The sequence below is a fragment of the Actinomadura bangladeshensis genome, from assembly GCF_004348335.1.
Lineage (GTDB): Bacteria > Actinomycetota > Actinomycetes > Streptosporangiales > Streptosporangiaceae > Spirillospora > Spirillospora bangladeshensis.
The window spans coordinates 1-26,697 of the sequence record NZ_SMJW01000105.1 but is presented as its reverse complement, the minus strand read 5'-3'; the positions used below and the strand labels follow the sequence as shown (position 1 = coordinate 26,697).

Below are 26,697 nucleotides of genomic sequence, written 5' to 3'. Positions count from 1 at the left end.
CGCCCGCTCGACCCGGCCGCCGACACGTTCGGGACCGCGCGGCACCTCACCCTCGACCTGCCCGCCGACGTGACCGAGCCGCTCCTCACCGAGGTCCCGGCCGCGTTCCACGGCCGGGTCAACGACGTCCTGCTGACCGGGCTCGCCCTCGCCGTCGCCGAATGGCGGCGCGAACGCGGCACGTCCGACGAGACGGCCGTCCTCATCGACCTGGAGGGGCACGGCCGCGAGGAGATCGTCCCCGGCGTCGACCTGTCCCGCACCGCCGGCTGGTTCACCTCCATCTACCCGGTCCGGCTGGACGCGGGCCGCCTCGACCCCACCGACGTCCGCGAGGGCGGCCCGGCCATGGGCACCGCGCTGAAGCGGGTCAAGGAGCAGCTCCGCGAGATCCCCGACAACGGCATCGGATACGGCCTGCTGCGCCACCTCGACGCCGCCGCCGGCGCGGGCCTCGCCGTGCAGCCGCAGATCGCGTTCAACTACCTCGGCCGCTCCGCCGCGCCCGAGGCCACCGACTGGGGACCGGCCGACCTGGCCGACAGCGACGCGCTCGGCGGCGGGCAGGACGCCGCGCTCGGCCTCGTCCACGCCATCGAGGTCAACGCGCACACCCGCGACCTGCCGGGCGGGCCGGAGCTGTCCGCCACCTGGACGTGGGCCGGGGAGTTGTTCGACGCCGCCGCGATCGAGGACCTCGCCGGCCGCTGGTACGCGGCGCTGCGCGGACTCGTCGCGCACGTCGTCGACGGCGCCGCCGGAGGGCCCGTCGGCGGGTTCACCCCGTCCGACCTGTCCCTCGTGGACGTCAGCCAGGACGAGATCGACGAGCTCGCCGCCGAGCTCGACGGTGAATGGGAGCTGGATTGAGCAAGTCGCAGCTAGCGGACATCCTCCCGCTGTCCCCGTTGCAGCAGGGCCTGTTCTTCCACGCCCTCTACGACTCCGGCCACGACGCCTACACCGCGCAGATCGTGCTCGACCTGCGCGGCCCCCTCGACGTGGACGCGCTGAAGGCCGCCGCCGCGACCCTGCTGCGCCGGCACGCCAACCTGCGGGCCGGGTTCCGGCAGCGCAAGGAGGGCTCGCCGGTCCAGGTCGTGCACCGCGCGGTGCGGCTGCCGTGGCAGGACGAGGACCTGTCCGCGCTCCCGGAACCCGACCGTGAGGCGAAGGCCCGCGAACTCGCCGGCGCGGAACGCGCCCGGCCGTTCGACATGGCCAAGCCGCCGCTGCTGCGGTTCATGCTCATCAAGATGGCGGACGACCTGCACCGCATGGTGTTCACCAACCACCACATCCTGCTGGACGGCTGGTCCACGCCCGTCCTGCAGACCGAGCTGTTCGCGCTCTACCTCGCCAAGGGCGACGACACCGGCATGCCGCGCGTCACCCCCTACAAGAACTACCTGGCGTGGCTCGCCGCCCAGGACCGCCCCGCCGCCGAGGACGCCTGGCGCCGCTCCCTCGACGGCGTCGACGAACCCACCCTCGTGGCCCCCGGCGCACCCGAGCCCGGCACCGGCGCGCCCGGCCGCGTCCGGACGACGCTCACCGAAGAGCTCACCACCGCGCTCAGCGCGCGCGCCCGCGCCCAGGGCGTCACCCTCAACACCGTCCTGCAGCTCGCGTGGGGGACGCTGGTCGGCGGCCTCACCGGCTCCACCGACGTCGTGTTCGGCGCCGCCGTGTCCGGCCGCCCGCCCGAACTCCCCGGCGTCGAGCAGATGATCGGGCTGTTCATCAACACCCTGCCGGTCCGGGTCCGTGTCCTGCCCGCCGACACCGTCGCCGCGGCCCTCACCCGCCTGCAGGACGAGCAGGCCGCGCTCATGCCGCACCACCACCTCGGCCTCGCCGACATCCAGCGGCTCACCGGGGCCGGGACGCTGTTCGACACGATGACCGTCCTGGAGAACTACCCGTTCGACCCGGACGCCGCCGGCGCCGACCTCGGCGGCCTCACCCTCCGCGACGTGGACGGCTACGACGCCACCCACTACCCGCTGACGTTCGCCGCCGTCCCCGGCCGCGGCCTGTCCCTGCGCATCGACCACCGCCCCGACCTGTTCAGCGGCGCCGACGCCGAGCGGCTGATGCGGCGCCTCCTGCGCATCCTCGACGCCATCGCGCACCGCCCCGACCTGCCGCTCGGCCGCATCCGCACGCTGGACGACGAGGAGCGCGCCGACGTCCTGGAGAACTGGCAGGGCCCGCGGACCGGCCGCACGCCCGGCACCCTCACCGGCCGCTTCGCCGAGCAGGCCGCGAAGACCCCGGAGGCGGCCGCCGTGCGCGCCGCCGGCGCGACCATCACCTACGCGGAGCTGGACGCCCGCGCGAACCGGCTCGCGAACCGGCTGATCGGGCTCGGCGTCCGCCGGGAGTCCCGCGTCGCCGTCCTGCTCGAACGGTCCGCGGACGTCGCCGTCGCGTCCCTGGCGGTCCTCAAGGCGGGCGGCGCCTACGCGCCCATCCACCAGAGCTACCCGCCCGAGCGGGTCGCCTGGGCGATCGAGGAGGTCGGCGCGCCCGTCCTGCTCGTCGACGGGCCGATGCGCGACCGGGCCGCCGCCCTCGGCACCGCCGCGCGGATCGTCGCCATGGACGACCCGGAGACCGCCGCCGCGCCGGCCGCCGACCCGGGCGTGCCGTGCCACCCGGACCAGGCCGCCTGCGTGTTCTTCACCTCCGGTTCCACCGGCCTGCCGAAGGGCGTCGTGATCACGCACCGCGACGCCGTCGACCTCGCCACCGACGGCCGGCTGCGCGGCGGCGCCCACGAGCGGGTCCTCGTCCACTCCTCGCACGCGTTCGACGCGTCCACCTACGAGCTGTGGACGCCGCTGCTGCACGGCGGCACCGCCGTCTTCGCGCCCCCCGGCCACCTGGACGGCGCCGCGCTCGAAGAGATCATCGCCACCGAGGACCTCACCGCCGTCTTCCTCACCACCACCCTGTTCAACCTCGTCGCCGACGAGCGGCCGCACGCCTTCGCCCGCGTCCGCGAGGTCCTGACCGGCGGGGAGGCGGGGTCGCCCGCCGCGATGCGCAAGGTGCTCGACGCCTGCCCGGACACCGAGGTCGTCCACATGTACGGGCCGACCGAGGCGACCACGTACGCGACGGCCGCGCCGCAGCGCGCGCCCCTCGCCGACCCGGCCGAGCGGACGCCCGTGCTCGGCCGGCCCTACGCCGACATGCGCGTGTACGTGCTGGACCGGGCGCTGCGCCCCGTCCCGCCCGGCGTCGTCGGCGAGGCGTACATCGCCGGGTCCGGCGTCGCCCGCGGCTACCTGCGGCGGGCCGCGCTCACCGCCGAGCGGTTCGTCGCCGACCCGTTCGGCGCGCCCGGCGACCGCATGTACCGGACCGGCGACCTGATGCGGTGGCGGCCCGGCGGCGACCTGGAGTACGTCGACCGCGCCGACTTCCAGGTCAAGATCCGCGGGTTCCGGATCGAGCTGGGCGAGGTCGAGGCGGTCATCGCCGGCCACCCGGCCGTCGCCAACGTCGCCGTCATCGCCCGCGAGGAGGCGCCCGGTGCCAAGGCCCTCGTCGCCTACGTCATCGCGCCCGCCCTGTCCGCCAGGGGGGACGACCCCCCTGGACCCCCCGATGAAAAGCGCATGGTGGACGGCCTGCGCGAGTACGTCCGCGAGCGGCTGCCGGAGTACATGGTGCCCGCCGCGTTCGTCCGGATGGACACCTTCCCCGTCGGCCCGACCGGCAAGCTCGACCGGCGGGCGCTGCCCGCGCCCGACTACTCCGGCGCCGCCGGCGGCCGCGACCCGCGCACCCCCGAGGAGGAGCGGCTGTGCGGGGTCGTCGCCGACGTCCTCGGCCTCGACCGGGTCGGCGCGGACGTCAGCTTCTTCGACCTCGGCGGCGACAGCATCGCCGCGCTGAGGCTCGTCAGCCGCGCGCGGCAGGCCGGGGTCGAGCTGACGCCCCGCGACGTGTTCACCCACCAGACCGTGGAGGCGCTCGCCAGGGTCGGCGACCCCGGGGACCGGATCGGCTTCGAGGTGCTCCTCCCGATCCGGACGGGCGGGTCCCGCCCGCCGGTGTTCTTCGTCCACCCGGCCGGCGGCCTCGCCTGGCCCTACCTGCAGTTCCAGCGGTACCTCGGCCCCGACCAGCCGGTCTACGGGCTGCAGGCGCGCGCCTTCACCAGCTCCGAGCTGCCGGAGTCGGTCGAGGAGATGGCCGCGGACTACCTGGAGCAGATCCGGGCCGTCCGGCCGTCCGGGCCCTACCACCTCGCCGGCTGGTCCCTCGGCGGGCTCGTCGCCTACGAGATGGCCGTCCGGCTCCAGGCCGCCGGCGAGAGCGTCGGGCTGCTCGCGCTCATCGACTCCTACCGCGGCCAGGACCTCGCCGGGGACGAGCGGGAGATCCTGCACGAGCTGCTCCAGGGCATCGGCGTCGACGCCGCGGCGATCGCCCCCGACGGCAACCCCGACATGCCGCAGATCATGGAGATCCTCGCCGACCGCGACGACGCCCTCGCCACCCTCGCCGAGGACGACCTCGTCAACGTCTACCGCAACTACGAGAACGGGCTCCGGCAGGCCGAGGAGTACCGGCCGGGGCGGTTCCGCGGCGACATGGTGTTCTTCACCGCGCTCCAGGGCCGCACCGAGGACTCGCCCACCGCGCGCGGCAACTGGGGCCCGCTCGTCGACGGAGAGATCGAGGACTACCCGGTCGACGCCGAGCACCACCTGCTCCTGGACCCGGGCCCGGCCGCCGAGATGGGTGCCGTGCTGGCCGCCAAACTGGACAAGCTCCACAGCTCACACTGAAAGGGATACCGATGAGCAACCCGTTCGAGGACCCGGACGGCACGTACCTGGTGCTCGTCAACGACGAGGGCCAGCACTCGCTGTGGCCGTCCTTCGCCGAGGTCCCCGCCGGCTGGACGGTGGCCAAGGACGAGGACACCCGGCAGGCGTGCCTCGACTACATCAGCGAGAACTGGACGGACATGCGGCCTAAGAGCCTCATCGAGGCCATGGGTGGCTGATCTGGAGATCCCCTCGGTCACCGAGTGGACCATGGAGATGCGGGACGCGGCCGACCTGCGCCCCGCGCCGCTGCCGGGCGTCGAGATGACCTTCACGCTGGCGGCGCTGCCGTCCGCCGACGTCAACCGCGCCCTGTACGCGACGGTCGGCGCCCGCGTCTGCTGGACGGACCGCTTCCCGTGGACGTACGGCCAGTGGCGGTCCTGGGTGGAGCGCCCCGAGCTGTCCACGTGGATCGCCATGGCCGAGGGCACGATCGCGGGCTTCTTCGAGATCGAGGCGCAGCCGGGCGGCGACACCGAGATCCACCTGGTCGGCCTCACCCCGGCGTTCGTCGGCCGCGGCTACGGCGGCTACCTCGTGGAGCAGTGCACCCGCCGCGCCTGGCAGCGCGGCGAGCTGTGGGCGCCCGACGCCGGCCCCGCCGCGCGGGTGTGGCTGCGCACCAGCAGCCTCGACCACCCGAACGCGATCGCCAACTACCGCCGCCGGGGCTTCAAGGTGGCGGCGGAGGCCACCGCGCCGAAGCTCGTCCCGGATCCGCGGGTCGCGCCGTGGCCGCTGCCGAACGACCCGCGCCGCGCCTCCCGCCGGTACGAGGAGGAGGAGTTGGTCACGTGACCTGGTTCCGCTGCGCCGAGACGCGCCCCTGGGCGTCGATGCGGCTGTTCTGCCTGCCGCACGCGGGCGGGTCCGCGGTGTTCTACCGGCCGTGGGCGAAGGAGATCAGCCCGGCCGTCGAGGTGCACGCCGTCCAGTACCCGGGGCGCGCCGACCGGATGGCGGACGCGTTCGTCACCGACGCCCACCGGCTCGCCCGCCTGGTCGCCGGCGCGATGGCGCCGCTGCTGGACCGGCCCGCCGCGCTGTTCGGGCACAGCATGGGCGCCGTCCTCGCCTACGAGGTGGCGCGGCTGCTGCAGGAGCGGGACGCCGCCCCGGTGCACGTCTTCGTCTCCGGCGCCCGGCCGCCGGACGACCGCGGCGGCGAGCGCGTGGCCGGCAAGGACGACGACGCCCTCGTCGACGAGATGATCGAACTGGGCGGCACCGACGCCGAGGCCCTGCGGGACCCGGAGCTGCGCGAGCTGGTCCTGCCGTACGTCCGCAACGACTTCGCGCTCATCGAGGACTACGCGCACCGGGACGGGACGCGGCTGGCGGTCCCGGTCACCGCGATCATCGGGGACGCCGACCGGCATGTGACAGCGGAGCAGGCGCGCGGCTGGGCGCGGGTCACCGACGGGCGGTTCGCGCTGAAGGTGCTGCCCGGCGGCCACTTCTACCTGACCGACCGGCGGCCCGCCGTCATCGCCGAGGTCCTCCGCACGCTCGAGGTCCCCGCCTGAGCCCGTACACGGCGGACGGGCCGCCCCCACGGAGTCCGGGTGGGGGCGGCCCGCCTCTCACGGTGCCGTCCTCTCAGTGGTGCCGCGAGATCAGTAGACGCTCAGCCCGTAGCGGGAGAGCGGCTCGGTGACGGGCTGGAAGAACGTCGTCCCGCCCGAGGAGCAGTTGCCGCTGCCGCCGGAGGTCAGCCCGAGCGCGGTGGAGCCCGCGAACAGGGAGCCGCCGCTGTCGCCCGGCTCGGCGCACACGGTGGTGCGGATGAGGCCGCTGACGCTGCCCTCGGCGTAGTTCACCCGCTGGTTGAGCGCGGTGACCCGGCCGCTGTGCAGGCCGGTGGTGCTGCCGCTGCGGTACACGGTCTGCCCGACCGCCGCGTTCCCGGCGCTCGTGATGTCGCGGGTGCCGGAGTAGAGGCTGACGCTGCCGGTCGTGTCGGTGGGCGCCGAGGTGTACTGCACGACCCCGTAGTCGTTGCCGGGGAAGCTGCTGGCCACGGTGCGGCCGAGCGTCCGGCCCGAGCTGTCGGTCCAGGTCGTGCCGATGTTGGTGCAGTGCCCGGCGGTGACGAAGTAGTACGTGCTGCCGGACCGGACGTTGAAGCCGAGCGAGCAGCGCGCGCCACCGGTGTAGATGGCCTCGCCGCCGCGGGTGAGCTTCTGGAACGTCCCGGCGACGCGCTCGGTGCGGACCGCCGCGCCCTGCTCGGCGACCGCGGCCTTCACCTTCTTGAGCTTGGCGCCCTTGACCGTGCTGTCCATGGTGAGCAGGACCTGGTTGGTCGCCGGGTCCACCGCCCACGCGGTGCCGGGGACGGCCGCCTCGCGGTCGAGCGCCTTCATGACCTTCGCCAGGTCGGCGCCGCTGCGCGCGACGGTCTTCGGCACGGCGCCCGCGGCGCGGACCGCCTGCGCGGCCTGCGCGCTGGTGACCGTGACGACCAGCTTTCCGCCCTTGAGGTAGGAGCCCGCGGTCTGGGCGCCGAGCTGCTGGGCGAGGGAGGTCGCCAGCGTGCCGGGCGCGGCGGGAGCGGCCGGCGCGGCGGGGCTGGCGGACGCGGCGGGAGCGGTCGCGAGGGTGGCGGCCACGAGTCCGGCCGCGGCCGCGGTGACGGCGGCGGCGCCGACGCGCCTGTGACGGTTCTTCACTTGTGCCTCCAGCGGGGGGGTTGGCGCACCCTTGTGGTGCGCCGGAGGTCCTCGACATGGTGTAAGAACCGTCAATGCGGACGTAAGACGCAGAAGGTGACCAATTCCGGGCGGCGTCGTTGGCATCCTGCGGGGCCGCAGGTGGTCAGTCCGGGCATGCCGGACTCCCGGCCCGGCGAACCGAACGCGATTATGTCTCGGGATGCGGCCGCGCATCCCGGACTCCGGCCTTGCGGACCGGGCGTCCGATGTGGGCCTCCCCGGCGCGCCGTTCCCGACGTACAGTCGAAGCGGCGGGGGACCGGACACTCTGACGCGGAACCCCCGCCCCCGGTTCCCCGGCACGGGAGTGCCCATGGGCGTCGAGATCCGGGTGGAAGGGCTGCGGAAGTCGTTCGGGCGGCAGGTCATCTGGGAGGACGTGTCGCTCACGATCCCCGCGGGCGAGATATCCGCGCTGCTCGGGCCGTCCGGCACCGGCAAGTCGGTGTTCCTGAAGAACCTCGTCGGGCTGCTGCGCCCCGACCGCGGCCACGTGTACGTCGGCGGCGGCGACGTCCCGCGGCTGCGCGAGGACGAGCTCTACGAGATGCGCCGCAAGTTCGGCGTGCTGTTCCAGGACGGCGCCCTCTTCGGCTCCATGGACATCTACGACAACATCGCCTTCCCGCTGCGCGAGCACACCAGGAAGGGCGAGACGGAGATCCGGCGCATCGTGCTGGAGAAGATGGACATGGTCGGCCTGACCGGGTCGGAGAACAAGCTGCCCGGCGAGATCTCCGGCGGCATGAAGAAGCGCGCCGGGCTCGCCCGCGCCCTCGTCCTGGACCCCGAGATCATCCTGGCGGACGAGCCGGACTCCGGCCTCGACCCCGTCCGCACCGCCTACCTTAACCAGCTGTTCGTCGACCTCAACACCGAGCTCGGCGCCACGTTCCTCATCGTCACCCACGACATCGGCACCGCCCGCGTCCTGCCCGACAACCTCGGCCTGCTGTTCCGCCGCGGCCTGGTGATGTTCGGGCCCCGGGAGATGGTGCTGTCCAGCACGCACCCGGCGGTCCACCAGTTCTTCAACGCCCGCCGCCAGGGCCCCATCGGCATGGCGGAGGAGAAGGACGTCGCCGACATCGCCGCCGAGCCGCAGACCCCGCCGATGCCGGCGCCGATCCAGCCGCAGCTCATGCCGAGCGACGGCCGGCTCCGCCCGTCCATGCGGCGCCCCGGCGCCTGGCTGCGCGACCACCGGGTCACCCCGCCGCCCGGCTCCTTCATCGACGAGCAGGGCCGCGACTGGCTCAACGACTGGGACACCCTCACCACCTTCCGCCGCCCCCGTTGACCTGCGGCGTGTTGTTGTTATCCGGCCGCTCATAACAACAACACGCCGCAGGTCAAAGGAGGATGAGGGTCGCTGGGCCGAGGAGGCCGGAGGTGCGCTGGCCGGGGAACACGAAGTGGGTCGGGCTGGTCTCGTCGAGGTAGGGGGCGAGGGTGCCGTAGACGACGATCTCGATCTCGTTGCGGCCTTCGCGCAGGGCCGTGCCGAGGTCGACGGCGTAGGGGGCGCAGATCCGCACGCCCGCCGGGTGCCCGTTCACCGCCACCTCGGCGGTGCCGCGGACGCGGCCGAGGTCGAGCACCGCGCTCGCCGGGGCGGCCGGCAGGTCCAGGACGCGCCGGTAGCGGACGCCGCCGCTGTATCCGGCGAGCCCCGCGTCCTCCCAGTCGCCCAGCTCGATCGTGCCCGCGCCGACGGTGAACTCGACCGGCCCCGCGAGCGCCGCGCCCTCCCGGTGCTCCGGCCGGGTCCGCAGCCGCAGCTCGGCGGTCCGGACCGGGCTCGCGCGGCCGGGGAGCCCGACGTCGAAGCGCCCCGAGCCGTCGTCGGCGGCGGGCAGCGCAACGCCGTCGAGGAGCACGGCGGTGACCTCGGCGCGTGCGGTGAAGCGCATCCCCGTCGCGCCCGGCGGCACCGCGAAGCGCAGCAGCTCGGTCCTGGGCAGGGCGTCGGGGACGGCGAAGGTCGCGGGCAGGACGGTTCCGTCGCCGGTGTCGCCTGCGTCGTCCTCCAGCCAGTGCGCGCCGGGCAGCGGGTGCGGGCGGCGCCGCAGGTGCAGGGCGGCGGGATCGCCGGTCTGCGCCCGCCTGGGCACGACCGGCGCCGGAGCGCCGTCGCGGGTCGCGGTCCAGCCGGCGCCGGACACCACCGGCCCGTCCACCAGGACCGCCGCCGGGCTCCCGCCCTCGGTGAGAGCGAGGGTGAGGCGGGCGCCGGGCGCGTCCGGCAGGTCGTAGCGGCCGACGCGGGGCGCCGCCTGCTCGGCGTACGGGTCGAAGCCGCCCTGCCGGCCGATCTCCGCGCCGTCGAGCAGGATCCGGCACGGCGACGCCGACGCCACCTGCAGGACGGACGGGCCGGTGCCGCGCGGCAGCTCGGTGCCGAGGGCGACGTCCGCGCCCGGGCGCGCGGTCCCGCCGGCGGTGATCCACTCGGGCCGGACGCAGCGGCCGGGGTCGGTCGCGACGGACAGGTGGCCGCGCAGCCGCACGTCCTCGCCGGGGACCAGGCGGAGCTCCAGCAGGTGCCCGCCCGGCGCGAGCGGCTCGCCGGCCACCGCGAGGTAGCCGCGGTCGTCGAGCGGGATCTCGGTCCCGTCCGCCAGGAGCGTCTTGGCGGCGGGGAAGCCGAGCACCGGGAAGCCGCCGGGGGCGGGCACGGTCACGCGGGTGCGCAGGACCGCCTCCCGCCCGGCCTCGACGTCGCCGAAGTCGAGGAACTCCTCGGGGACGTGGCCCTTCGGGCCGAGGACCGGCCGGTGGACCGGGTCCTTGCGGATGCCGCGCGAGTCGGAGTAGACCACCGGCCGCCACTCGTCCCCGGTCGACCGGACGCCGTGCGGGCCGAACGTCGCGTGGACGGGAGCCCAGTCGGCGGACGAGCCGTCCTCCGCCCGGTGCCAGAGCCGCCAGCGCTCCAGCTGTGCCATCGCACCGGCGGGACGGGCGAAATCGCCCCAGGTGTTGTCGAGCGTCGGCACCAGTTCCATGTCCCAGGCGGAGCCCAGGTCGAGTTCGGTCGCCGGGCCGTGCGCGGCGGCCGGCGGCCGGTGCTCCCGCCCGGTGGCCGTGCCCGGGAACACCAGCAGGGCGGCCGGGCCGTCGTCGAACGGCACGACGACCTCCGCGCCCGCGCCGGTGGAGGTGACGGGCAGTTCCCGGGGCGGGCCGCCGAACGGGCTCACCAGGTAGGCCGGTCCCGCCGCGCCGCGGACCCGGACCGGCATGTCGCGGTGGTAGCGGCCGGGATCGAAGTCGTAGGCCACGTCCAGCCAGCCCAGGTCGATGCCGCGCTCGTCCGGGCGGCCGACCGACACGCGGGACGCCATCGACTCGGCGGCCGTCACGAAGACGACGGTCGCGCCGTCGACCTCGCGGACCAGGGCCGGGACCGGCGCCTCGACCCGCCGGGAGCCGTCCAGCAGGGGGCCGAGCGCGCCCGCGTCCGGCACCGTCTCCAGCAGCGCGGCCAGCTCCGCCACGGCCTGCCCGGCGGCCGGATCGCCGACGCCGCGCCGGGGCGGCGGGCCGACGGCCACCACCCGGCCGCCCGCCTCGATCAGCGCGACCAGCCGCCGGGCGGTCTCCCCTTCGAGCACCGTGCACGCCGGCAGCAGCACGGTCGCGTAGGACTCGTCCGCGACGTTCAGCCGGCCGCCGGCGACCGCGGCGCGCCGGACGGAGTCGTCGTCGATGACGTCGGCGTCGACGCGGAACCGGTCGAGGGCCCCGGGCGCCATCCGGAACCACGCCATGTCGCCGACCAGCGCCCGGTAGGTCTCCTGCGCGAGCGCGGCGGACGCGTCCACGCCGTCGAGCCGCGTCCCGGCCTGGGCGGTCGCGGTCGGGAGCAGCACGGCCGTGTCGCAGACGTGGCGGCCCAGCGACAGCGCCGCGCACAGCCGCGTGACCGCGTCGGCGAACACCCGGTGGTGCGGCCAGTAGGGCTGCCGCCAGTCGGTCGAGGGCGGCGCCCACTCCCACCAGCCCGCCTTGGTCGAGTAGTACACCGCGTGCGGGTTGTAGAGCGTGGCGCCCGCGCGCAGCCACGGCAGCAGCCAGTCGAAGGTCTCCTCCAGCGTGCCGCCCCATCCGCTGGAGTGGAACGCCTCGATCCACACCCGGTCGCGGCCGTAGAGGTGGGCCAGGGACGCGTGGATCCGGGCGTCGCCGTGGTGGTCGGAGCCGGGCGCGCCGAACCAGCGGTGCGTGCGGGCGTAGTCGGCGTAGAGGCGCACCCCGTCCACCGGGTGCCCGGCGCGGGCCGGGTCCTGCTGGTCGCAGCCGTGCAGCAGCCCGTGCCGCTCGTGCCACTCGGCCAGCGGCCGGAAGAACGCCTCCTCGGCCAGCTCCGCCCGGGTGAGGTGGTAGTCGCGGCGGACCTCGCCCGCCTCGCCGCCGCCCTTCCACAGGGACGGCAGGTGCGGGGTCGGGTCGTAGCCGCGGCGGGCGGCGAACTCCGCCGCGAACCCCTCGGTCCAGGTCGGCAGCGCGGGCAGCTCGTCCTGGAAGGAGCCGGCGATGACGGTGCCGAGGCGGTGCCCGAGGCGCCGCTCGAACTCCCCGTGGACGCGGTCGAGCAGCGCCGCGCACGCCGGCGCCGACAGGTAGTCGAAGCCGCGCGCCGTGGTGCCGCCGTCCGGCTCCAGCCACTGCCCGGCGAACTCGGGGACGTCCCGCACCAGCCGCGCCTGGAGGTCGGCGCCGGAGAACCCGAGCTGGTCGTAGAACCACAGCGACACCCCGAGCCCGGCGGCGTCCTCGCACACGCCGTCCAGCAGCTCCCACCAGGCGTCGGTGAAGAACGCGGGCTCGTCGGCGTCGGAGCCGAACATCGGCCCGGACGGCGCCAGGTTCAGGATCACGAGGTTGTACACGCCGCCCTCGGCGAACCGCCCGAGCTGGTCGCGCAGCCGCCGCCGGTCGAGCCGCTCGCCGCTCCACCACCAGATGGGCGCGGGGGAGTACGCGCGGGGCGGCGCGTCCAGCACCGCGCGGAGCCGGTCCGGGATCACCGGGTTCACCCCTTCAGCCCGCTCGCGAAGCCCTTGATGACGTACCGCTGCAGCAGCAGGAACACCGCCAGGATCGGCAGCGAGGCCAGCACCAGCCCGGCGAAAACGAGCCCGTTGTCCGAGACGTACTGGCCGACGAAGGAGAACACCTTCACCGGGACCGTCTCGCGGGTCGAGCCGCCGAGGTACAGCAGCGGCGTGAAGAAGTCGTTCCAGATGAACACCGCGTTGAGGATGAGCACGGTACCGGTGATCGGCCGCAGCAGCGGGAACACCACCCGGGTGAACGCCCGGACGTGCCCGGCGCCGTCGATCAGCGCGGCGTTGGCGTAGTCGCTCGGCAGCGCCCGGATGAACCCGGTGTAGAGGAAGATCGTGAAGGGCAGCTGGATCCCGCTGTAGAAGACGATCATGCCGGCGTGGGTGCCGAGCAGGCCCGCCCCGTCCACCAGCTTGAACAGCGGGATCATCCCGAGCTGGAACGGCAGCACGATGCCGAGCAGGAACAGCACGTACAGCCCGTAGCCCAGCCGGGACGCGGTGCGCGACAGGAAGTAGGCGGCGAACGAGCCGACCGCGATCAGCACCAGCAGGCTCGCCACCGTGATCACCGTGCTGTTGAACAGCGCCGGGCCGAGTTCCGCGCGCGTCCAGGCGGCGGAGTAGTTGTCCAGCGCCGGGTCCGACGGCAGGGCCAGCGGTGACTCGGCGACCTCCCGCTGGTCCTTGAGCGAGAGCGTGACGAGGGCGTACACGGGGAACAGGAAGGCGACCGCCGCGGCGATCATCACCATCTCCAGCCCGAACGTGCGGAGCCCGTACCGTAGGTTCACGCGCTCACCTCCCGGCCCCTCAGGTAGTGGATCTGCACCATCGACACCGCCGCGACGAACAGCGCCAGCACCAGTGCGATCGAGGTGCTGTAGCCGTAGTTGCCGAAGACGAACGCCTGCTTGTACAGGACGGTGGACAGCGTCTCGCTGGCGTGGCCGGGACCGCCGCTTGTCGCGGCGTAGACCTGGTCGAACAGCTTGAGCCCGCCGATGGTCGACAGCATCAGGTTGATGGTGACGGCGGGCGCCAGCATCGGCCACGTCACGTTCCTGAACCGCTGGAACCGGCCCGCGCCGTCGATCATCGCGGCCTCGTGCAGCTCGGCGGGCACCCCCTCCAGCCCGGCCAGGAAGATCACCATGGAGTACCCGGCGAACTGCCAGATCACCATGCCCGCGACCGACCACAGCGCCAGCGACGGGTCGCCGAGCCAGTCCTGCCGCAGCGAGCCCAGCCCGACCGCGCCGAGGACGCCGTTGAGGCCCGCGCCCGGCGCCGGGTTGTAGATGTACTTCCACAGGAACGCCACCATCACCGGGCTGACCACGGCCGGGGCGAAGAACACCACCCGCAGCACGGTCCGCGACTTGATCCGGGCGTGCACGCCGAGCGCCAGCAGCAGCCCGATCCCGTTCTGCACGAACACGATCGCGACCGTCAGCAGCAGCGTGTTGACCAGGGAGCCGCGCGCCGCCTCGTCCCGGAACAGCCGGGTGAAGTTGGCGAGGCCGTTGAAGCTCCGCTCGCCGAGGCCGTTCCAGTCGGTGAAGGCGTACACGATGCCGCTGAGGCTCGGGTACAGCACCACCAGGGCGTAGACGGCCAGGGCGGGCGCCGCGAACCACCACGGCGGGGACAGGAAGCGGGCGCCCCGCCGCCGGCGGCGGCCCGGCGCGCCCGGCGGCGCGGCGGACTTCGCCGGGGCGGGGCGAGTGGTCGAGGTCACGGGTCAGTTCTTCCGGTAGGTCTCGTCCAGCTTCTTCAGCGCCGCGTTCACCGACGTCTTGCCGCCCAGCAGCTCCTGGACCACCGCGAAGTGGGCCGGCTGGATCTCGGCGTTCGGCCACGCCTGGTCCATGAACGGCACGGCCTTGTTGCCGTCGATGAACGGCAGGAACGGCTCCAGCACCGGGTCGATCTTGGACGTGGAGTCGCGGCTGAGCGGCACGCAGGCGACGGCCTCGGCCCACCGGTTCATGTTCCGCTGCTCGCCGAGGAACTCGATGAACGCCTTGGCCTCGTCCACGTTCTTGCCGCGGGCGCTGACCCCGAGGCCGACGACGACGCCCGCCGGGATCCACACCTGGCCCGCGTCGTCGGCCCCGGGCACCGGGAACATGCCGAGGTCGGCGGCGTCGGCGGCGGACTTGCGGAAGTCGGGCAGCACGGCCGACACCTGGATCGCCATCGCGGCCTTGCCGGTGGCGACCATGGCGGTCTGCTGCTCGAACGTCGTGCCGTTGGGGTTGTCGTTGAAGTACCCGCGCTTCTGCAGCTCCAGGTACATCTCGAAGGCGTCCGCCCAGCCCGAGCCGGCGAAGCTCGCCGAACCCGCCTTCATCTGCTCGTCGAACTTCGGGTTCTTGGCGTAGACCGTGGACGGGACGAGCGCGTAGGTGATCAGCTGGGTGACCCACTGGGTCTGCGCGCCCAGCGCGATCGGCACCTTGCCCTTCTTCTTGATCTTCTCGCAGACGTCCAGGAAGCCCTGCCAGGTGGTGGGCGGCTCGACGCCGGCCTCCTGGAAGACCTTCTTGTTGTAGACGGCGCCGATGACGCTGGAGCCGGCGGAGTAGATGTAGGTCTTGCCGTTGTTCTCGAACGCGGGCTTCAGCCCGGCCGGGATCCGCTTCGTCCAGGCCTGGCCGCTCAGGTCGGCCAGCAGGCCGGCCTGGGAGATCTGCGCCATGCTCATCGCCGACCCGTTGCCGGGGTACACCACGTGCACGTCGGGGGCGTTGCCCGCGCCGAGTTGCGTGCGCACCGAGGTCTGCACCTGGTCGGTGGGCGCGTAGGACGCGTTGAACTTGCTCTTGGTGTACTCCTTGGTCAGCAGCTCGAGCGGCTTCTGCTGGTCGGCGACGCCGACCAGGCGCAGCGTCCCGCCCCCGCCGCCCGAACCGGACGTCCCGCCGCAGGCGGCGAGCGCGCCCATGGCGGCGACGCCGCCGGTCAGCCCGAGAAAGCCGCGGCGGCTGAGCCCCGTGGACGATGTCATGAGTCCTCCTCGAAACGCGGCCCTGCGCCGCGATGGTTCTGCGCGTCCGGTGCCGCCGCGGACACGGCGGCCTCGGACGCGGTGAAGCGGTAGTCCCCCGAGGCGACCCGGCACTGGAGCGTTCCCGCCCCGGTGCCGAGGACGTCGATCCCGGCGGCGGCCGCCACCGGGACCCCGCTCTCGCGCACGCCGCCGGGATCGCCGGTCGGCACGTGCACGATCGCGGTGGCCCCCGGCGGCACGCTCACCTCCAGCCGCAGCTCGCCGTCCACGCGCGCCCACGCGGTCGCGACGGTGCCGCGCACCGACTCGTAGGAGGCGCGCGCCCAGTCCAGCCCGCCGGGCCGGGGGCGGACCAGCAGCTCGCGGTAGCCGGCGGAGCCGGGTGCCTGGCCCAGCCCGGCGACGCCCTGGTAGAGCCATTCGCCGATCGAGCCGAGCGCGTAGTGGTTGAAAGAGTTCATCGCCGCGGCCTGGAAGCCGCGCTCCTCGGTGTAGCCGTCCCAGCGCTCCCAGATCGTGGTCGCGCCGTGCCGCAGCGGGTGCAGCCAGGACGGCGGGTCGGTCCTGCGCAGCAGCGCGTGCGCGAGGTCGGGGCGCCCGCACTCGTCCAGCACCGGGGCGAGCAGCCCCACGCCGAGGAACCCGGTGGTGGGGCCGGGCCCCGCCGCCTCGACGAGCTCGGCGAGCCGGTCGGCGGCGGGCCGGACGAGGCCGCCGGGGAGCAGCCCGAACGCCAGGGCCAGCAGGTAGCCGGTCTGGGTGTCGCCGGACACCCGGCCCTCGGGCGTGACGAAGTGCTCGGCGAACGCCTTGCGGACGTGCCCGGCGAGCGTGCCGTACCGCTCCGCGGCGTCCCGCCTGCCGAGGACCTCGGCCGCGCGGGCGGTGAGGTCGGCGCTGCGGGCGAAGTAGGCGGTCGCGACGACCTCGCGCGGCGTCGGCTCGGGGGCGAGCCAGTCGGCGTAGTGCGGCCCGACGCGGTGCCGCCACACCAGGTCGGGGTTGTGGCGGTGGACGTGGTCGACCCACGCGCACATGGCGTCGAGGTTGTCTTCGAGGAAGCGCTCGTCCCCGTACACGCGGTACAGGTGCCAGGGGACGATGACCCCGGCGTCGCCCCAGCCGGGCGCGCCCTCGTCGGCGACGCCGGCCAGCCTCGGCGCCACGTTCGTGAACGCGCCGCCGGGGGACTGGGCGCCGCGGACCTCCCGCAGCCAGCCGGCGAAGAAGGCGGCGACGTCGGCGTTGAGGCAGGCGGTCGGGAGGAACACCTGCGCGTCGGCGAGCCAGCCGAGCCGCTCGTCGCGCTGCGGGCAGTCCGTGGGGACGCTGACGAAGTTGGAGCGCTGCCCCCAGCGGACGGCCTGGTAGAGGCGCTCGACGTCCGGGTCGGAGCAGGCGAAGTCGCCGGTCCGCGGGGTGTCGTTGTGCAGGACGACGCCGGTGATGTCGGCGGCGTCCAGCTCGGCGAGGCCGGTGACCTCCGCGTACCGGAACCCGTGGTAGGTGAAGCGGGGCTCGAACACGGCCTCGGGGTCGTCGCCCGCGATGAGGACGTCCGTCGCGTCGGCGGTGCGCAGGTTGGCGGTGTAGAGGGCGCCGTCGCCGTCCAGGGCCTCGGCGTGCCGGATCACCACGCGGGCGCCGGGGGTGAGGCCGCGGGCGCGGAGCCGGACGCGGCCGGCGAAGTTCTGGCCGAAGTCCACCCGGTGCCGGCCGGCGCCGGTGCGGGTGACGGTGCGGGCGGGCAGTTCCGCGACGGCCCGCACGGGCGGCGCCACCGAGGCGGTCAGCAGTCCGCGGTCGGCGCCGGTGACCTGCGCGGGACGCCAGCCGTCCGCACCGCCGAACGCGGGGCGGTCCCAGCCGGGGGTGTCGAGGCGCAGATCGTGGCACTCGCCCTTCAGCAGGTCGGCGTACCGGACGGGGGAGCGGCGGGTCCGCCAGGTGCCGTCGGTGGCGATGACCTCGCGGCTTCCGTCGGCGTGGTCGAGGTGCAGCTCGGCGAGCAGCTCCGGGAACGTTCCGTAGTGGGCGCCGGGGCGGCGCGCGTCGAAGCCGGCAAAGCCGCTCCACCAGCCGTCCGCGAGGGTCGCGGCGAGGACGTTCTCGCCGGCGCCGACGAGCGCGGTCACGTCGAGGACCTGGTAGTCGATCCGGTCGCGGTAGTCGGTCCAGCCCGGCGCGAGCTCGGCGTCGCCGGCGCGCCGCCCGTTCAGCCGCATCTCGTAGAGCCCGCGGGCGGTGACGTAGAGGCGGGCGCGGACGGGCGCCGCGGCGGTGTGGAACGTGCGCCGCAGCCGGATCGCGGGCTGCAGGCCGTGGTCGGGGATCGCCAGCTCCCCCTCTTCGGGGGCGTCGACCACGTCGAGGTCGCCGGTGTCGTGGGTGATCCAGGACGCCCGCCAGGCCGCCGGGCCGAGCAGCCCGGTCTCGAACCAGGATCCGGCCGCGGCGGTCGCGCCGTCCCCGGCGGTGACGGCGACCTCCCAGCGGTGGCGGGTGCGGGGGAGCAGCGGCGCGCCCGCGTAGCGGACGGACACCGCGGCCGGGTCGTCGACCTCGCCGGTGTCCCAGACCTGCGTCTCGTCCTCGGACGCGCCGGCGGGGACGGCCCAGACACGCACCCGGTAGCGGGCCGGCGCGTCGCCGCGCCGGCCGGACGCGAGCCGCCACGCCAGCAGCGGCGCGGGGTCGTCGACGCCCATCGGCTCGGCCAGGTGCGCGCAGCGGAGGCCGTAGGGCGCCAGTGCCGCGGTGGAGCGGTCGCTCATGCCTCCGCCTCCGTTCGTTTCGTTGTCATGCGGTTTTAACACTTCTGGATGTGAGATGGAGCGTAGAGATACCGGGATTCAGTGTCAAGATGTCAGGTAGATCACAGTGCCGCACGCGCTCGCGACCCACGTCTTCACCGGTCAAAGCGCCGAAAGCCGGTAAGTCCGGCCGTGTTCGGTCGGTCGCCGACCCGGTAGATCGGGGTGCGATAACAACGTGCGCGAGTGTTATAAAGCGGCGCGCCAGCGCTCGCGGGCGGTCTCCACCCGCGCCAGGTACTCCCGGTACTCCGCGTCGTGGAAGGCGGCGCGGGCCGCGTCGGGGTCGCGCACCGAGGCCGGGCGCGTCCACGCCGCGGCGTCCAGCCCGTGGCCGCCCGCGAGCACCGCGCCCCGTGCGCCGGCCTCCTCCGCCGCGACCCGCAGCGGGCGGCCGAGCACGTCGGCGAACAGCTCCAGCCAGCGCGCGCTGCGGGTGCCGCCGCCCGCGACCGACAGCGCGCCGCGCAGCCCGGCGGCGTCCAGGCAGTGCCGCGCCGCGTAGGCGATGCCCTCGCAGGTCGCCCGCACCAGGTCGGCGGTGGTGGTCTCCAGGCTGACCCCGGTGATCTCCGCGCGCGCCGCCGGCTCGACGAAGGGCGCGCGCTCGCCCGAGGGGGAGAAGAACGGCAGCACCCGCACGCCGCGCGCCCCCGGCGGCGAGGCCGCCAGCAGGCCGTCCAGGTCGCGGTGGGACGCGCCCACCCGCGCCAGCACCCACTCCAGCGCCGCCGTGCCGACCATCGCGGGCATGCCGCGCAGCCACCGGTCCGGCCGCCCGGTGGCGAAGTGGAACCCGGTCGGCGGGCCGTCCAGCGCGGGCTCGTCCACCACGGCCAGGCAGGCCAGCGTCGTCCCGATGATCAGCAGCCCGTCGCCGGGCTCGGTCACCCCCGCCCCGAGGGCGCACGCGGGCACGTCGAAGGGGCCGGCCGTGACCGGCGTGCCGGGCGGCAGCGGGACCCCGTCCAGCGGGACGCCCCGCGGCAGCGGCACGGCCACCGGCGCGAGCAGGTCCGCCCGGTGGGACAGCCCGCAGGCGGCGAGGGCGCCGGGGTCGTAGTCGCGCGTGCGGGGGTCGAGGAACGGCACCGAGGCGTCGCTCGCATCGGTGGCGCGCACCCCGGTGAACCGCTGGAACACGACGTCCTTGCAGTAGGCCGCGGTGGCGGCGGCGTCGAGGGCGGCGGGCTCGTGCCGGTCCAGCCAGGCCAGCAGCGGCGCCGGGCAGCCGGGGAACATGGCGTTGCCGGTCCGCGCGAAGACCTCCGCCGCCACGCCGCTCGCCGTCCACTCGGTGACGATCGCGGCGGCGCGGCCGTCCATCCAGGAGATCGCGGGACGGACCGGCCGGGCCCGCCCGTCCAGCAGCCACACGCCGTCGCCCTGGCCGGTCACCCCGGCCGCCGCGGGGCGCCGCCGCGCGGTGAGCGCGCCGAGCACCTCCCCGGCGGCGGCCACGACCTCCTCGGCGTCCTGCTCGACCCGGGCGTCTCCGCGCAGCGTGCGGGCCGGGCGCGACTCGACCGCGAGGGCCCGGCCGTCCTCGTCGAACGCCGCGGCCTTCACCACGGACGTGCCGACATCGATCCCGACGTACATCGTCGACCTCCTCGCCTTGTCCGGACGCGGATCAGGCCGGGTTGAGGCAGTGCGCCAGCGGCTCGCCCCGGTGCAGCCGGCCCACCTCGGCGGCGACGATGCGGGCGGCCCGCTCGGCCACCGCGCGGGACGCGCCGCCCAGGTGCGGGGTCATCACGACGCCCGGCAGGCCGAACAGGCGCGAGCCGGCGGGCGGCGGCTCGACGGCGAAGGTGTCCAGGCCGGCGCCCATCAGGTGGCCCGACTCCAGCGCGTCGCACAGCGCGTCCTCGTCCACCAGCGGGCCCCGCGCGCAGTTCACCAGCACCGAGCCGGGCGGCATCAGCGCCAGCTCGCGGGCGCCGATCATGCCGCGGTTCCCGGGGGTCAGCCGGGCGTGCAGGGAGACCACGCGGGAGCGGCGCAGCAGATCGTCCAGACTCGCGGCGAAGCCGCTCCGGGGGGTGTGGGGGGTCGCCCCCCCTCGGGGAACACTGCTCGCGGCGCCGGCCCCCGGGAGGTAGGGGTCGTAGATCTGGACGTCGGCGCCGAAGCCCTCCAGGATGCGCGCCACCCGGCCGCCGACGGCGCCGCCGCCGATCAGCCCGACGGGCGTCCCCTCCAGTTCCAGGCCGGTGGCCTCGTAGGCGTAGTAGCGCCCGCCCCACTCGCGCCGGCCGGCCAGCGCGGCGTGGGTCTCGGGGATGCGGCGCAGCACGGCGAGCATCAGCCCGACGGTGTACTCGGCGGTCGCGGTCGCGTTGCGGCCCGGCGCGTAGCAGACCCGCACGCCGCGCGCGGTGGCCGCGTCCAGGTCGACGTTGACGGGGCCGCCCCGCGCGACGGCGACGAGCCGCAGGCCGGGGGCGTTGTCCAGGACCTTGGCGGTGACGGGGGCCATCTGGGTGACGCACGCGTCCATGCCGGCGAGCGCCTCGATCATGGTGTCCTCGTCGCCGGACGCCTCGTCCACCTCGGCCACCGGGCCGAACGGGACGTCCGGCCACGGCAGTTCCAGCCGCCGGACCTCGGCGGCGCCGCCGAGCTCGGCGGCCAGCGCGCCGGCCAGCAGGTCCGGCAGGACGAAGCGGTCTCCCGCGGCCAGAACTCTCATCGCGTCACTCTCATGAAGGTCGCTCCCGTCGGGTTCTCGGATGTGCGGGCACCGGGGCCCGGACCGGTCAGGTGGCGGCCACCTCGTAGGCGACCTTGTGCTCGTCCAGGTCGCGCAGGACCTCGCCGCTCGCGCCGTCGTCGACGATGACGCGCTCGAACGCCGACAGCGGCGCCACCCGGTGCAGCGCGACGCGGCCGAGCTTGGAGTGGTCGACGAGTAGGACGTTGCGCGCGGCGGCGTCGAGCATGGCCCGCTTGACCGACACGATGTGTTGCTCCTGGTGGTAGGCGAACCCGCCGGAGACGGCGGAGGTCGACACGAAGCACAGGTCGACGTGGAGCGCCGTGACCGCGTCCACGCACGGGACCCCTAGAAAGGAGTCGTGCAGCGAGTCGTACTCCCCGCCGAGCGCCATCAGCCGGATGCCGCGCTCGCGCGCCAGCAGATTGGTCGTCTCCAGGAAGTTGGTGACCACCGTGAGCGGGGTGATGCCGCCCAGCCGGCGGGCCAGCGCCAGCGTGGTGGTGGAGTCGTCGAGCATCACCGCCATGCCGGGCTCCACGAGCTCGGCGGCCTTCGCGGCGATGGCGTCCTTGGCCGGCCGCATCGACTTCATGCGGTAGGCGACGTTGCTCTCGAACACCCCGGAGGGCTGCGCGGTGACGCCGCCCCGGTACTTGCGGACGATGCCCTGCCGCTCCAGGTCGTCGAGGTCGCGGTGGATCGTCATGAGGCTGACGCCGAACCGCTCGGCGAGGTCGCCCGCGGTGACCGAGCCCGCGGACAGCACATGGTCGGCGATGGCCTGGCGGCGCGCGTCGGGGCCGCGCCGCCCGCTGATCTCCTTCGTCATGCTGCGATCCTCTCGCGGCCGCCCGCCGGACACCGGCGATCCGCCACCCGCACGGACGATATCTACGTCCGTGATCTTAACAACCATCACCTCAGGAAGAACGAGCTTTCCGCACCGGAACCGGCCACGTCAACCCTGGCGGCGCGCCCGGGTCCGCCCATCGGGACGATAACAAGGGGTTGTTGTGATGCTCCGGCGCTATAAGTTAACATCCCAGAACGATAAAAGTAGGGGGAGTGCTGTGCGAACTGGCGCGTCCGGACCGGTGTGGGTCGGCGTGGACGTCGGGACCCAGGGGGTGCGGGCGCTCGCCGTCACCGCCGACGGCCGGGTCGCCGGACGCGGGTCGGCCCCGCTGACCGGGCGGCGGGACGGCGCGCGGCACGAGCAGCGCCCCGGCGACTGGTGGACGGCCGTCACCCTGGCCGTCCGGGAGGCGCTGCGGGACCGCGCCCCGGAGTCGGTGCGCGGTGTGGCGGTGTGCTCCACCTCCGGCACCGTGCTCCTCACCGACCGGGACGGGCGGCCGCTGACCGGCGGCCTCATGTACGACGACGCGCGGGCGTCCGACGAGGCCCGCCGCGCGCAGGAGGCCGGGGCGGAGCTGTGGGAGCGGCTCGGGCACCGCGTCCAGCCGTCCTGGGCGCTGGCGAAGGTGCTGTGGCTGGCCCGCGCCCGGCCCGGCGACCTGGCCCGCGCCCGCCTCGCCCACCAGGCCGACCTGGTCACCGCCCGGCTGGTCGGGACGCCGGTGGCCACCGACTCCAGCCACGCCCTCAAGACCGGCTACGACCTCCTCGGCGAGCGGTGGCCGCGCGACCTGCACGACCGGCTCGGGCTGCCCGCCGCGCTGTTCCCCGAGGTCGTCCGGCCCGGGACGGTCCTCGGCGAGGTCGGCGCGCGGGCCGCCGCCGAGACCGGGCTGGCGGCGGGCACGCCGGTGGTCGCGGGCATGACCGACGGCTGCGCCGCGCAGCTCGGCTCGGGCGCGCTGCGGGTCGGCCGGTGGAACTCGGTGCTCGGCACCACCCTGGTCCTCAAGGGCGTGTCGGAGGCGCCCGTCCGCGACCCGGCCGGCGTCATGTACAGCCACCGGGCGCCGGACGGGTCCTGGCTGCCCGGCGGCGCGTCCAGCGTGGGCGGCGGCGTCCTCGCCGGCGTCGCGGACCTGCCCCGGCTGGACGCCCTGGCCGCCCGCCACGAGCCGTCGAGCGCGGTCGCCTACCCGCTGGTCTCGCCCGGCGAGCGGTTCCCCTTCCTCGCGCCGCAGGCCGAGGGCTTCATGCTCGGCACGCCCCGCGACGAGGGCGACCGGCACGCCGCACTGCTGCAGGGCGTCGCGCTCGTCGAGCGGCTCGCGCTGGCCTACGTGCGCGGGCTCGGCGCCGCCGTCGACGACCCGGTCACCTTCACCGGCGGCGCGGTCCGCAGCGACTACTGGACCCGGCTCAGGGCGGACGTCCTCGGCCGCCCGGCCCGCATCCCCGAGCACGCCGACGCGGCGCTCGGCATGGCGGTCCTCGCCGCCTACGGCACGACGCCCGGGCGCTCGCCGGCCGACGTGGCCGAGTCGATGGTGCGCATCCGCACGGTCGTGGAGCCCCGTCCGGGCATGGCCGAGCGCTTCGCCGCCCCGTTCCGGCGGCTGGTGGACGAACTGGAGAACCGCGGCTGGCTACCCTCCGAAGCGGCCGCCCACGCACGGGAGCACGGGTAGAAGGGCATGGGGGAGACCAATGGGAAGACCAGGGGGGACGACACGGTGAGCACGACCCTGTACCTCGTCCGGCACGGCGAGACCGTATGGCACGCGGAGAACCGGTACGCGGGCGTCAGCGACGTCGCGCTCACCGCGGCGGGGCGGGAGCAGGCCGCGCGGCTCGGCCGGTGGGCGGCCGGGGCCGGAGTGGACACGGTGTGGGCCTCGCCGCTGAGCCGGGCGCGGGCGACGGCGGCCCCGGCGGCGTCCGCCCTCGGGTGCCCGCTCACGATCGACGGCGACCTCGCCGAGGTGGACTTCGGCTCCGCCGAGGGCCGCACCCTCGCCGAGCTGGACCCCGCGGAGGCGGCGGCGTTCCTCGCCGACCCGGTGCGCGGCGCGTTCCCCGGGGCGGAGGACCCGCGCAAGGCGGTCGAGCGCGGCACGGCGGTGCTGCGCCGCATCGCCGCCCGCCACCGCGGCGAGCGCGTCCTCGTGGTCGCCCACAACACGCTGCTGCGGCTGACCCTGTGCGGGCTGCTCGGGATCGCGCCGTCGTCCTACCGCACGGTGTTCCCGCAGGTCCGCAACTGCGCCGTCACCGAGTTGCGGGTCACCGGGCGCACCGCCGCGCTGATGGCCTACAACGTGCCCACCGGCTGACGCCCCCGCCCTGCGGGAGAATGGTCCCGTGACGCTCCTTCTGAACCGTTCCGACCTTGAGGCGCTGCTCGACCCCGCCACCTGCCTCGACGCGCTGCGCCGCGGATTCACCGCCGCCGCGGACGGGACGGCCGCGCGCCGGGTGATCACCAAGCTCCCCGGCCAGGGCACGGCGACCGCGCTGCTGCCCGGCGTCGTGGCGGAGGTGCCGGCCTACACGGTGAAGGTCAACGCCAAGTTCCCGGGCAGCCGCCCGGCGCTGCGCGGCGTCGTCTGCCTGCACGACCTCGGCACCGGCGAGCTGCTGGCGCAGCTGGACTCGGCCACCGTGACCGCCTGGCGCACCGGCCTCGCCGCCGCGCTCGGCACCCACGCGCTCGCCCGCCCCGACGCGGGCACCGTCGCGGTGATCGGCGCCGGCGCGCAGGCGGAGCTGGTCATGCGGGGCCTGGCGGAGCTGCGAGAGGTGCGCGGCCTCACCGTCTGCGACCTGGACGCCGGGCGCGCCGCCGCCTTCGCCGAGCGGCACGGCGCCCGGCTCGGCGTCCCGGCCTCGGTCGCCGCCGACCCGCGCGCCGCCGTCCGGGACGCCGGGATCGTCGTCATGGCGACGTGGGCGCGCCGCCCCCTCCTGCACGCCGCCGACGTGGCGCCCGGCACGCACCTCACCTCGCTCGGCGCGGACGAGCCCGGCAAGGCCGAACTGGGCGCCGACCTGCTGGAGGGCGCCCGGGTCGTCGTCGACGACGTCCCGCTCGCGGTCGAGATGGGCGTGCTCGCCGGTGCGGGCCTCGACGTGAAGCACGCCGCCGGGACGCTCCGCGACCTGCTGTGCGGCCAGGTGCCCGGCCGGGTGCGGCGCGGCGAGGTCACCGTGTACGCGCCGGTCGGGCTGCCCTGGCAGGACCTCGCGCTGAGCTGGACGGCCTACCGGGCGGCCCGGCACGCGGGCGTGGGAGTGGAGTTCGATTTCCTGACGTGATCAGGTGTGCGCCGCGAATGTTGCGGAATACCGCTCTGTGACCGTTGTGCCCCCTTCTTTACAATGACGCCCTGAATAGTGTTGACTTCTCTCGGTAATATCGCCCCTGGCCCTCCGTCAAGGTGACTGAATGCAACCTCCTTTTCGTCCCGACCGAATCCCGGGATTGCCGACGAGATCGCCGCCCGCGAATGCGCGACCTCGGTAATGGGTTCTTCCAGGGCCACTGTGGGTGGCTGGCCAATGGAGACGAAAATGATTCGGATACTTCTCGCCGAGGGAGCGCCGCTCCTTCGCGGCGGGCTGGTCGCGTTACTCGAGGGGGTGAAGGACATCGACGTCGTCGCCGCGATCGGCTCCGGTGAGCAGGTGCTGCGCACCGCGTGCGGGCACCGGCCGGACGTGGCGCTCATCGACGTCGCCCTCCCCGGACTGGACGGCTTCGCCGCGGCGCGCGCGCTGCGCGAGGCCGTCCCCGAGTGCAGCACCGTCCTCATGGCGGGACGCTGCCGGACGGGCGACCTGCGCCGGGCGGTCGCCGCGCAGGCCAGCGGGCTCGTCATCAAGGACACCTCGCCCGGCGACCTCGTGGACGCGATCCGGCGGGCCGCGGGCGGCGCGCGCGTCATCGACCCCGACATGGCCTTCACCGAGCTGACCTCGGCGGGCAACCCGCTCACCGAGCGGGAGACCGAGGTGCTCTCGCTCGCCTCACGGGGCGCCTCGGCGGCGCAGATCGCCGAGGATCTGGTTCTCACCATCGGCACCGTCCGCAACCACCTGTCCCGCATCAACCGCAAGGTCGGCGCGCAGAACCGGGTGCAGGCCATCCGGATCGCCGAGGACGCCGGCTGGCTGTGACGGCGGCCGCGCGCCGGCCTCCCAGCGCCCGATGAGGTCCCGGTAGAGCGGGCAGGCCGCGGGCAGGTCCGCGTGCCGCCCGAGGTGGGCGCGGGTCCCGTCCAGCACGAGGACGCGGCGGGCGCGGGCGGCCGAGCTGATCCGGTGCGCGATGACGATCAGCGTGCCCGGCCGCCGCGCGAACGCCTCCTCAGCCCGCGCCTCGGCGGCCGCGTCCAGCCGGTACGCGGCCTCGTCCAGGACGACGAGCGGCTGCGGCGCCAGGTAGGCGCGGCACAGCGCGATGAGCTGCCGGCGCGCCTCGCCCAGCGCGCCCGGGCGCAGCTGCGCGCCGTAGCCGCCGAGGTCCCGGACGAGCCCGGCCAGGCCGAGCGCGTCCACGGCCCGGCCGACCTCCTCGGGCCCGGCCCCGGGCGCGTAGTAGGCGAGGTTGTCGTACAGGGACCCGGTGAACACGTACGCCTCCTGCGGGA

General features: G+C 74.8%; 18 protein-coding genes and 2 pseudogenes. 10 read left to right on the top strand and 10 right to left on the bottom strand.

What is annotated here, in order from left to right:
- From E1284_RS20900 to E1284_RS20880, 5 genes are all read left to right on the top strand, one after another.
- The coding region (locus E1284_RS20900) for a condensation domain-containing protein (protein WP_243714632.1) at window positions 1–870 on the top strand (870 nt) is incomplete at its 5' end.
- Entirely contained in the window at window positions 867–4,808 is a 3,942-nt protein-coding gene (locus E1284_RS20895; RefSeq protein ID WP_243714631.1) for an amino acid adenylation domain-containing protein, read from the top strand. The genes E1284_RS20900 and E1284_RS20895, both read left to right, overlap by 4 nt.
- A gap of 11 nt (window positions 4,809–4,819) precedes the next feature.
- Window positions 4,820–5,029 (top strand): MbtH family protein, encoded by a 210-nt coding sequence (locus E1284_RS20890; RefSeq protein WP_131941429.1) that lies wholly within the window; start codon window positions 4,820–4,822, stop codon window positions 5,027–5,029.
- Entirely contained in the window at window positions 5,022–5,651 is a 630-nt protein-coding gene (locus E1284_RS20885; RefSeq protein WP_243714630.1) for a GNAT family N-acetyltransferase, read from the top strand. The genes E1284_RS20890 and E1284_RS20885 overlap by 8 nt, the downstream gene beginning before the upstream one ends.
- Window positions 5,648–6,379, top strand: a complete 732-nt coding sequence (locus tag E1284_RS20880; protein WP_131941427.1) for a thioesterase II family protein — start codon at window positions 5,648–5,650, stop codon at window positions 6,377–6,379. Before E1284_RS20885 ends, E1284_RS20880 begins: the two co-directional genes overlap by 4 nt.
- Window positions 6,380–6,469: 90 nt before the next feature.
- Here the strand turns inward: E1284_RS20880 and E1284_RS20875 are convergent, their stop codons facing one another.
- The gene (locus E1284_RS20875; protein ID WP_243714629.1) at window positions 6,470–7,525 is read right to left on the bottom strand and encodes a S1 family peptidase; all 1,056 of its coding nucleotides are present in this window, start codon (window positions 7,523–7,525) and stop codon (window positions 6,470–6,472) included.
- 355 nt (window positions 7,526–7,880) lie between these two features.
- On the opposite strand from E1284_RS20875, the gene E1284_RS20870 reads away from it, so the two are divergent.
- Window positions 7,881–8,867, top strand: coding sequence for an ABC transporter ATP-binding protein (locus E1284_RS20870; RefSeq protein WP_131941421.1), 987 nt, complete (start codon window positions 7,881–7,883; stop codon window positions 8,865–8,867).
- Window positions 8,868–8,919: 52 nt separating this feature from the next.
- On the opposite strand, the gene E1284_RS20865 is transcribed toward E1284_RS20870, so the two are convergent.
- The 8 genes from E1284_RS20865 to E1284_RS20830 all read right to left on the bottom strand — a co-directional run bounded on the left by E1284_RS20865 (window position 8,920) and on the right by E1284_RS20830 (window position 22,019).
- Window positions 8,920–12,600 (bottom strand): glycosyl hydrolase, encoded by a 3,681-nt coding sequence (locus E1284_RS20865; RefSeq protein ID WP_207923867.1) that lies wholly within the window; start codon window positions 12,598–12,600, stop codon window positions 8,920–8,922.
- A 5-nt stretch (window positions 12,601–12,605) separates the two neighbouring features.
- The gene (locus tag E1284_RS20860; RefSeq protein ID WP_243714628.1) at window positions 12,606–13,433 is read right to left on the bottom strand and encodes a carbohydrate ABC transporter permease; all 828 of its coding nucleotides are present in this window, start codon (window positions 13,431–13,433) and stop codon (window positions 12,606–12,608) included.
- Window positions 13,430–14,380 carry a carbohydrate ABC transporter permease gene (locus tag E1284_RS20855; RefSeq protein WP_131941419.1) on the bottom strand — a complete coding sequence of 317 codons (951 nt, stop codon included), beginning with the start codon at window positions 14,378–14,380 and terminating at the stop codon, window positions 13,430–13,432. Before E1284_RS20855 ends, E1284_RS20860 begins: the two co-directional genes overlap by 4 nt.
- A gap of 3 nt (window positions 14,381–14,383) precedes the next feature.
- Window positions 14,384–15,652 (bottom strand): ABC transporter substrate-binding protein, encoded by a 1,269-nt coding sequence (locus tag E1284_RS20850; protein WP_131941416.1) that lies wholly within the window; start codon window positions 15,650–15,652, stop codon window positions 14,384–14,386.
- Window positions 15,649–18,429 (bottom strand): glycoside hydrolase family 78 protein, encoded by a 2,781-nt coding sequence (locus E1284_RS20845; RefSeq protein ID WP_131941414.1) that lies wholly within the window; start codon window positions 18,427–18,429, stop codon window positions 15,649–15,651. The genes E1284_RS20850 and E1284_RS20845 overlap by 4 nt, the downstream gene beginning before the upstream one ends.
- A gap of 228 nt (window positions 18,430–18,657) precedes the next feature.
- Window positions 18,658–20,070, bottom strand: coding sequence for an FGGY-family carbohydrate kinase (locus tag E1284_RS20840; RefSeq protein WP_131941413.1), 1,413 nt, complete (start codon window positions 20,068–20,070; stop codon window positions 18,658–18,660).
- A gap of 31 nt (window positions 20,071–20,101) precedes the next feature.
- Window positions 20,102–21,163 (bottom strand): 2-hydroxyacid dehydrogenase, encoded by a 1,062-nt coding sequence (locus E1284_RS20835; RefSeq protein WP_131941409.1) that lies wholly within the window; start codon window positions 21,161–21,163, stop codon window positions 20,102–20,104.
- A 67-nt stretch (window positions 21,164–21,230) separates the two neighbouring features.
- Window positions 21,231–22,019 (bottom strand): DeoR/GlpR family DNA-binding transcription regulator, encoded by a 789-nt coding sequence (locus E1284_RS20830; protein ID WP_131941407.1) that lies wholly within the window; start codon window positions 22,017–22,019, stop codon window positions 21,231–21,233.
- A gap of 241 nt (window positions 22,020–22,260) precedes the next feature.
- On the opposite strand from E1284_RS20830, the gene E1284_RS20825 reads away from it, so the two are divergent.
- The 4 genes and pseudogenes from E1284_RS20825 to E1284_RS20810 all read left to right on the top strand — a co-directional run.
- Window positions 22,261–23,736 (top strand): FGGY-family carbohydrate kinase, encoded by a 1,476-nt coding sequence (locus E1284_RS20825; RefSeq protein WP_243714627.1) that lies wholly within the window; start codon window positions 22,261–22,263, stop codon window positions 23,734–23,736.
- A 45-nt stretch (window positions 23,737–23,781) separates the two neighbouring features.
- Complete coding sequence (locus E1284_RS20820; RefSeq protein WP_131941402.1) at window positions 23,782–24,381, top strand: histidine phosphatase family protein; 600 nt, start codon at window positions 23,782–23,784, stop codon at window positions 24,379–24,381.
- Between the two features lie 28 nt (window positions 24,382–24,409).
- Window positions 24,410–25,363 carry an ornithine cyclodeaminase family protein gene (locus E1284_RS20815; protein WP_131941399.1) on the top strand — a complete coding sequence of 318 codons (954 nt, stop codon included), beginning with the start codon at window positions 24,410–24,412 and terminating at the stop codon, window positions 25,361–25,363.
- Between the two features lie 207 nt (window positions 25,364–25,570).
- Window positions 25,571–26,143: pseudogene (locus tag E1284_RS20810) on the top strand (response regulator transcription factor); the annotation flags it as partial.
- Here the strand turns inward: E1284_RS20810 and E1284_RS43180 are convergent.
- Window positions 26,075–26,697: pseudogene (locus E1284_RS43180) on the bottom strand (hypothetical protein); the annotation flags it as partial. The pseudogenes E1284_RS20810 and E1284_RS43180 overlap by 69 nt on opposite strands.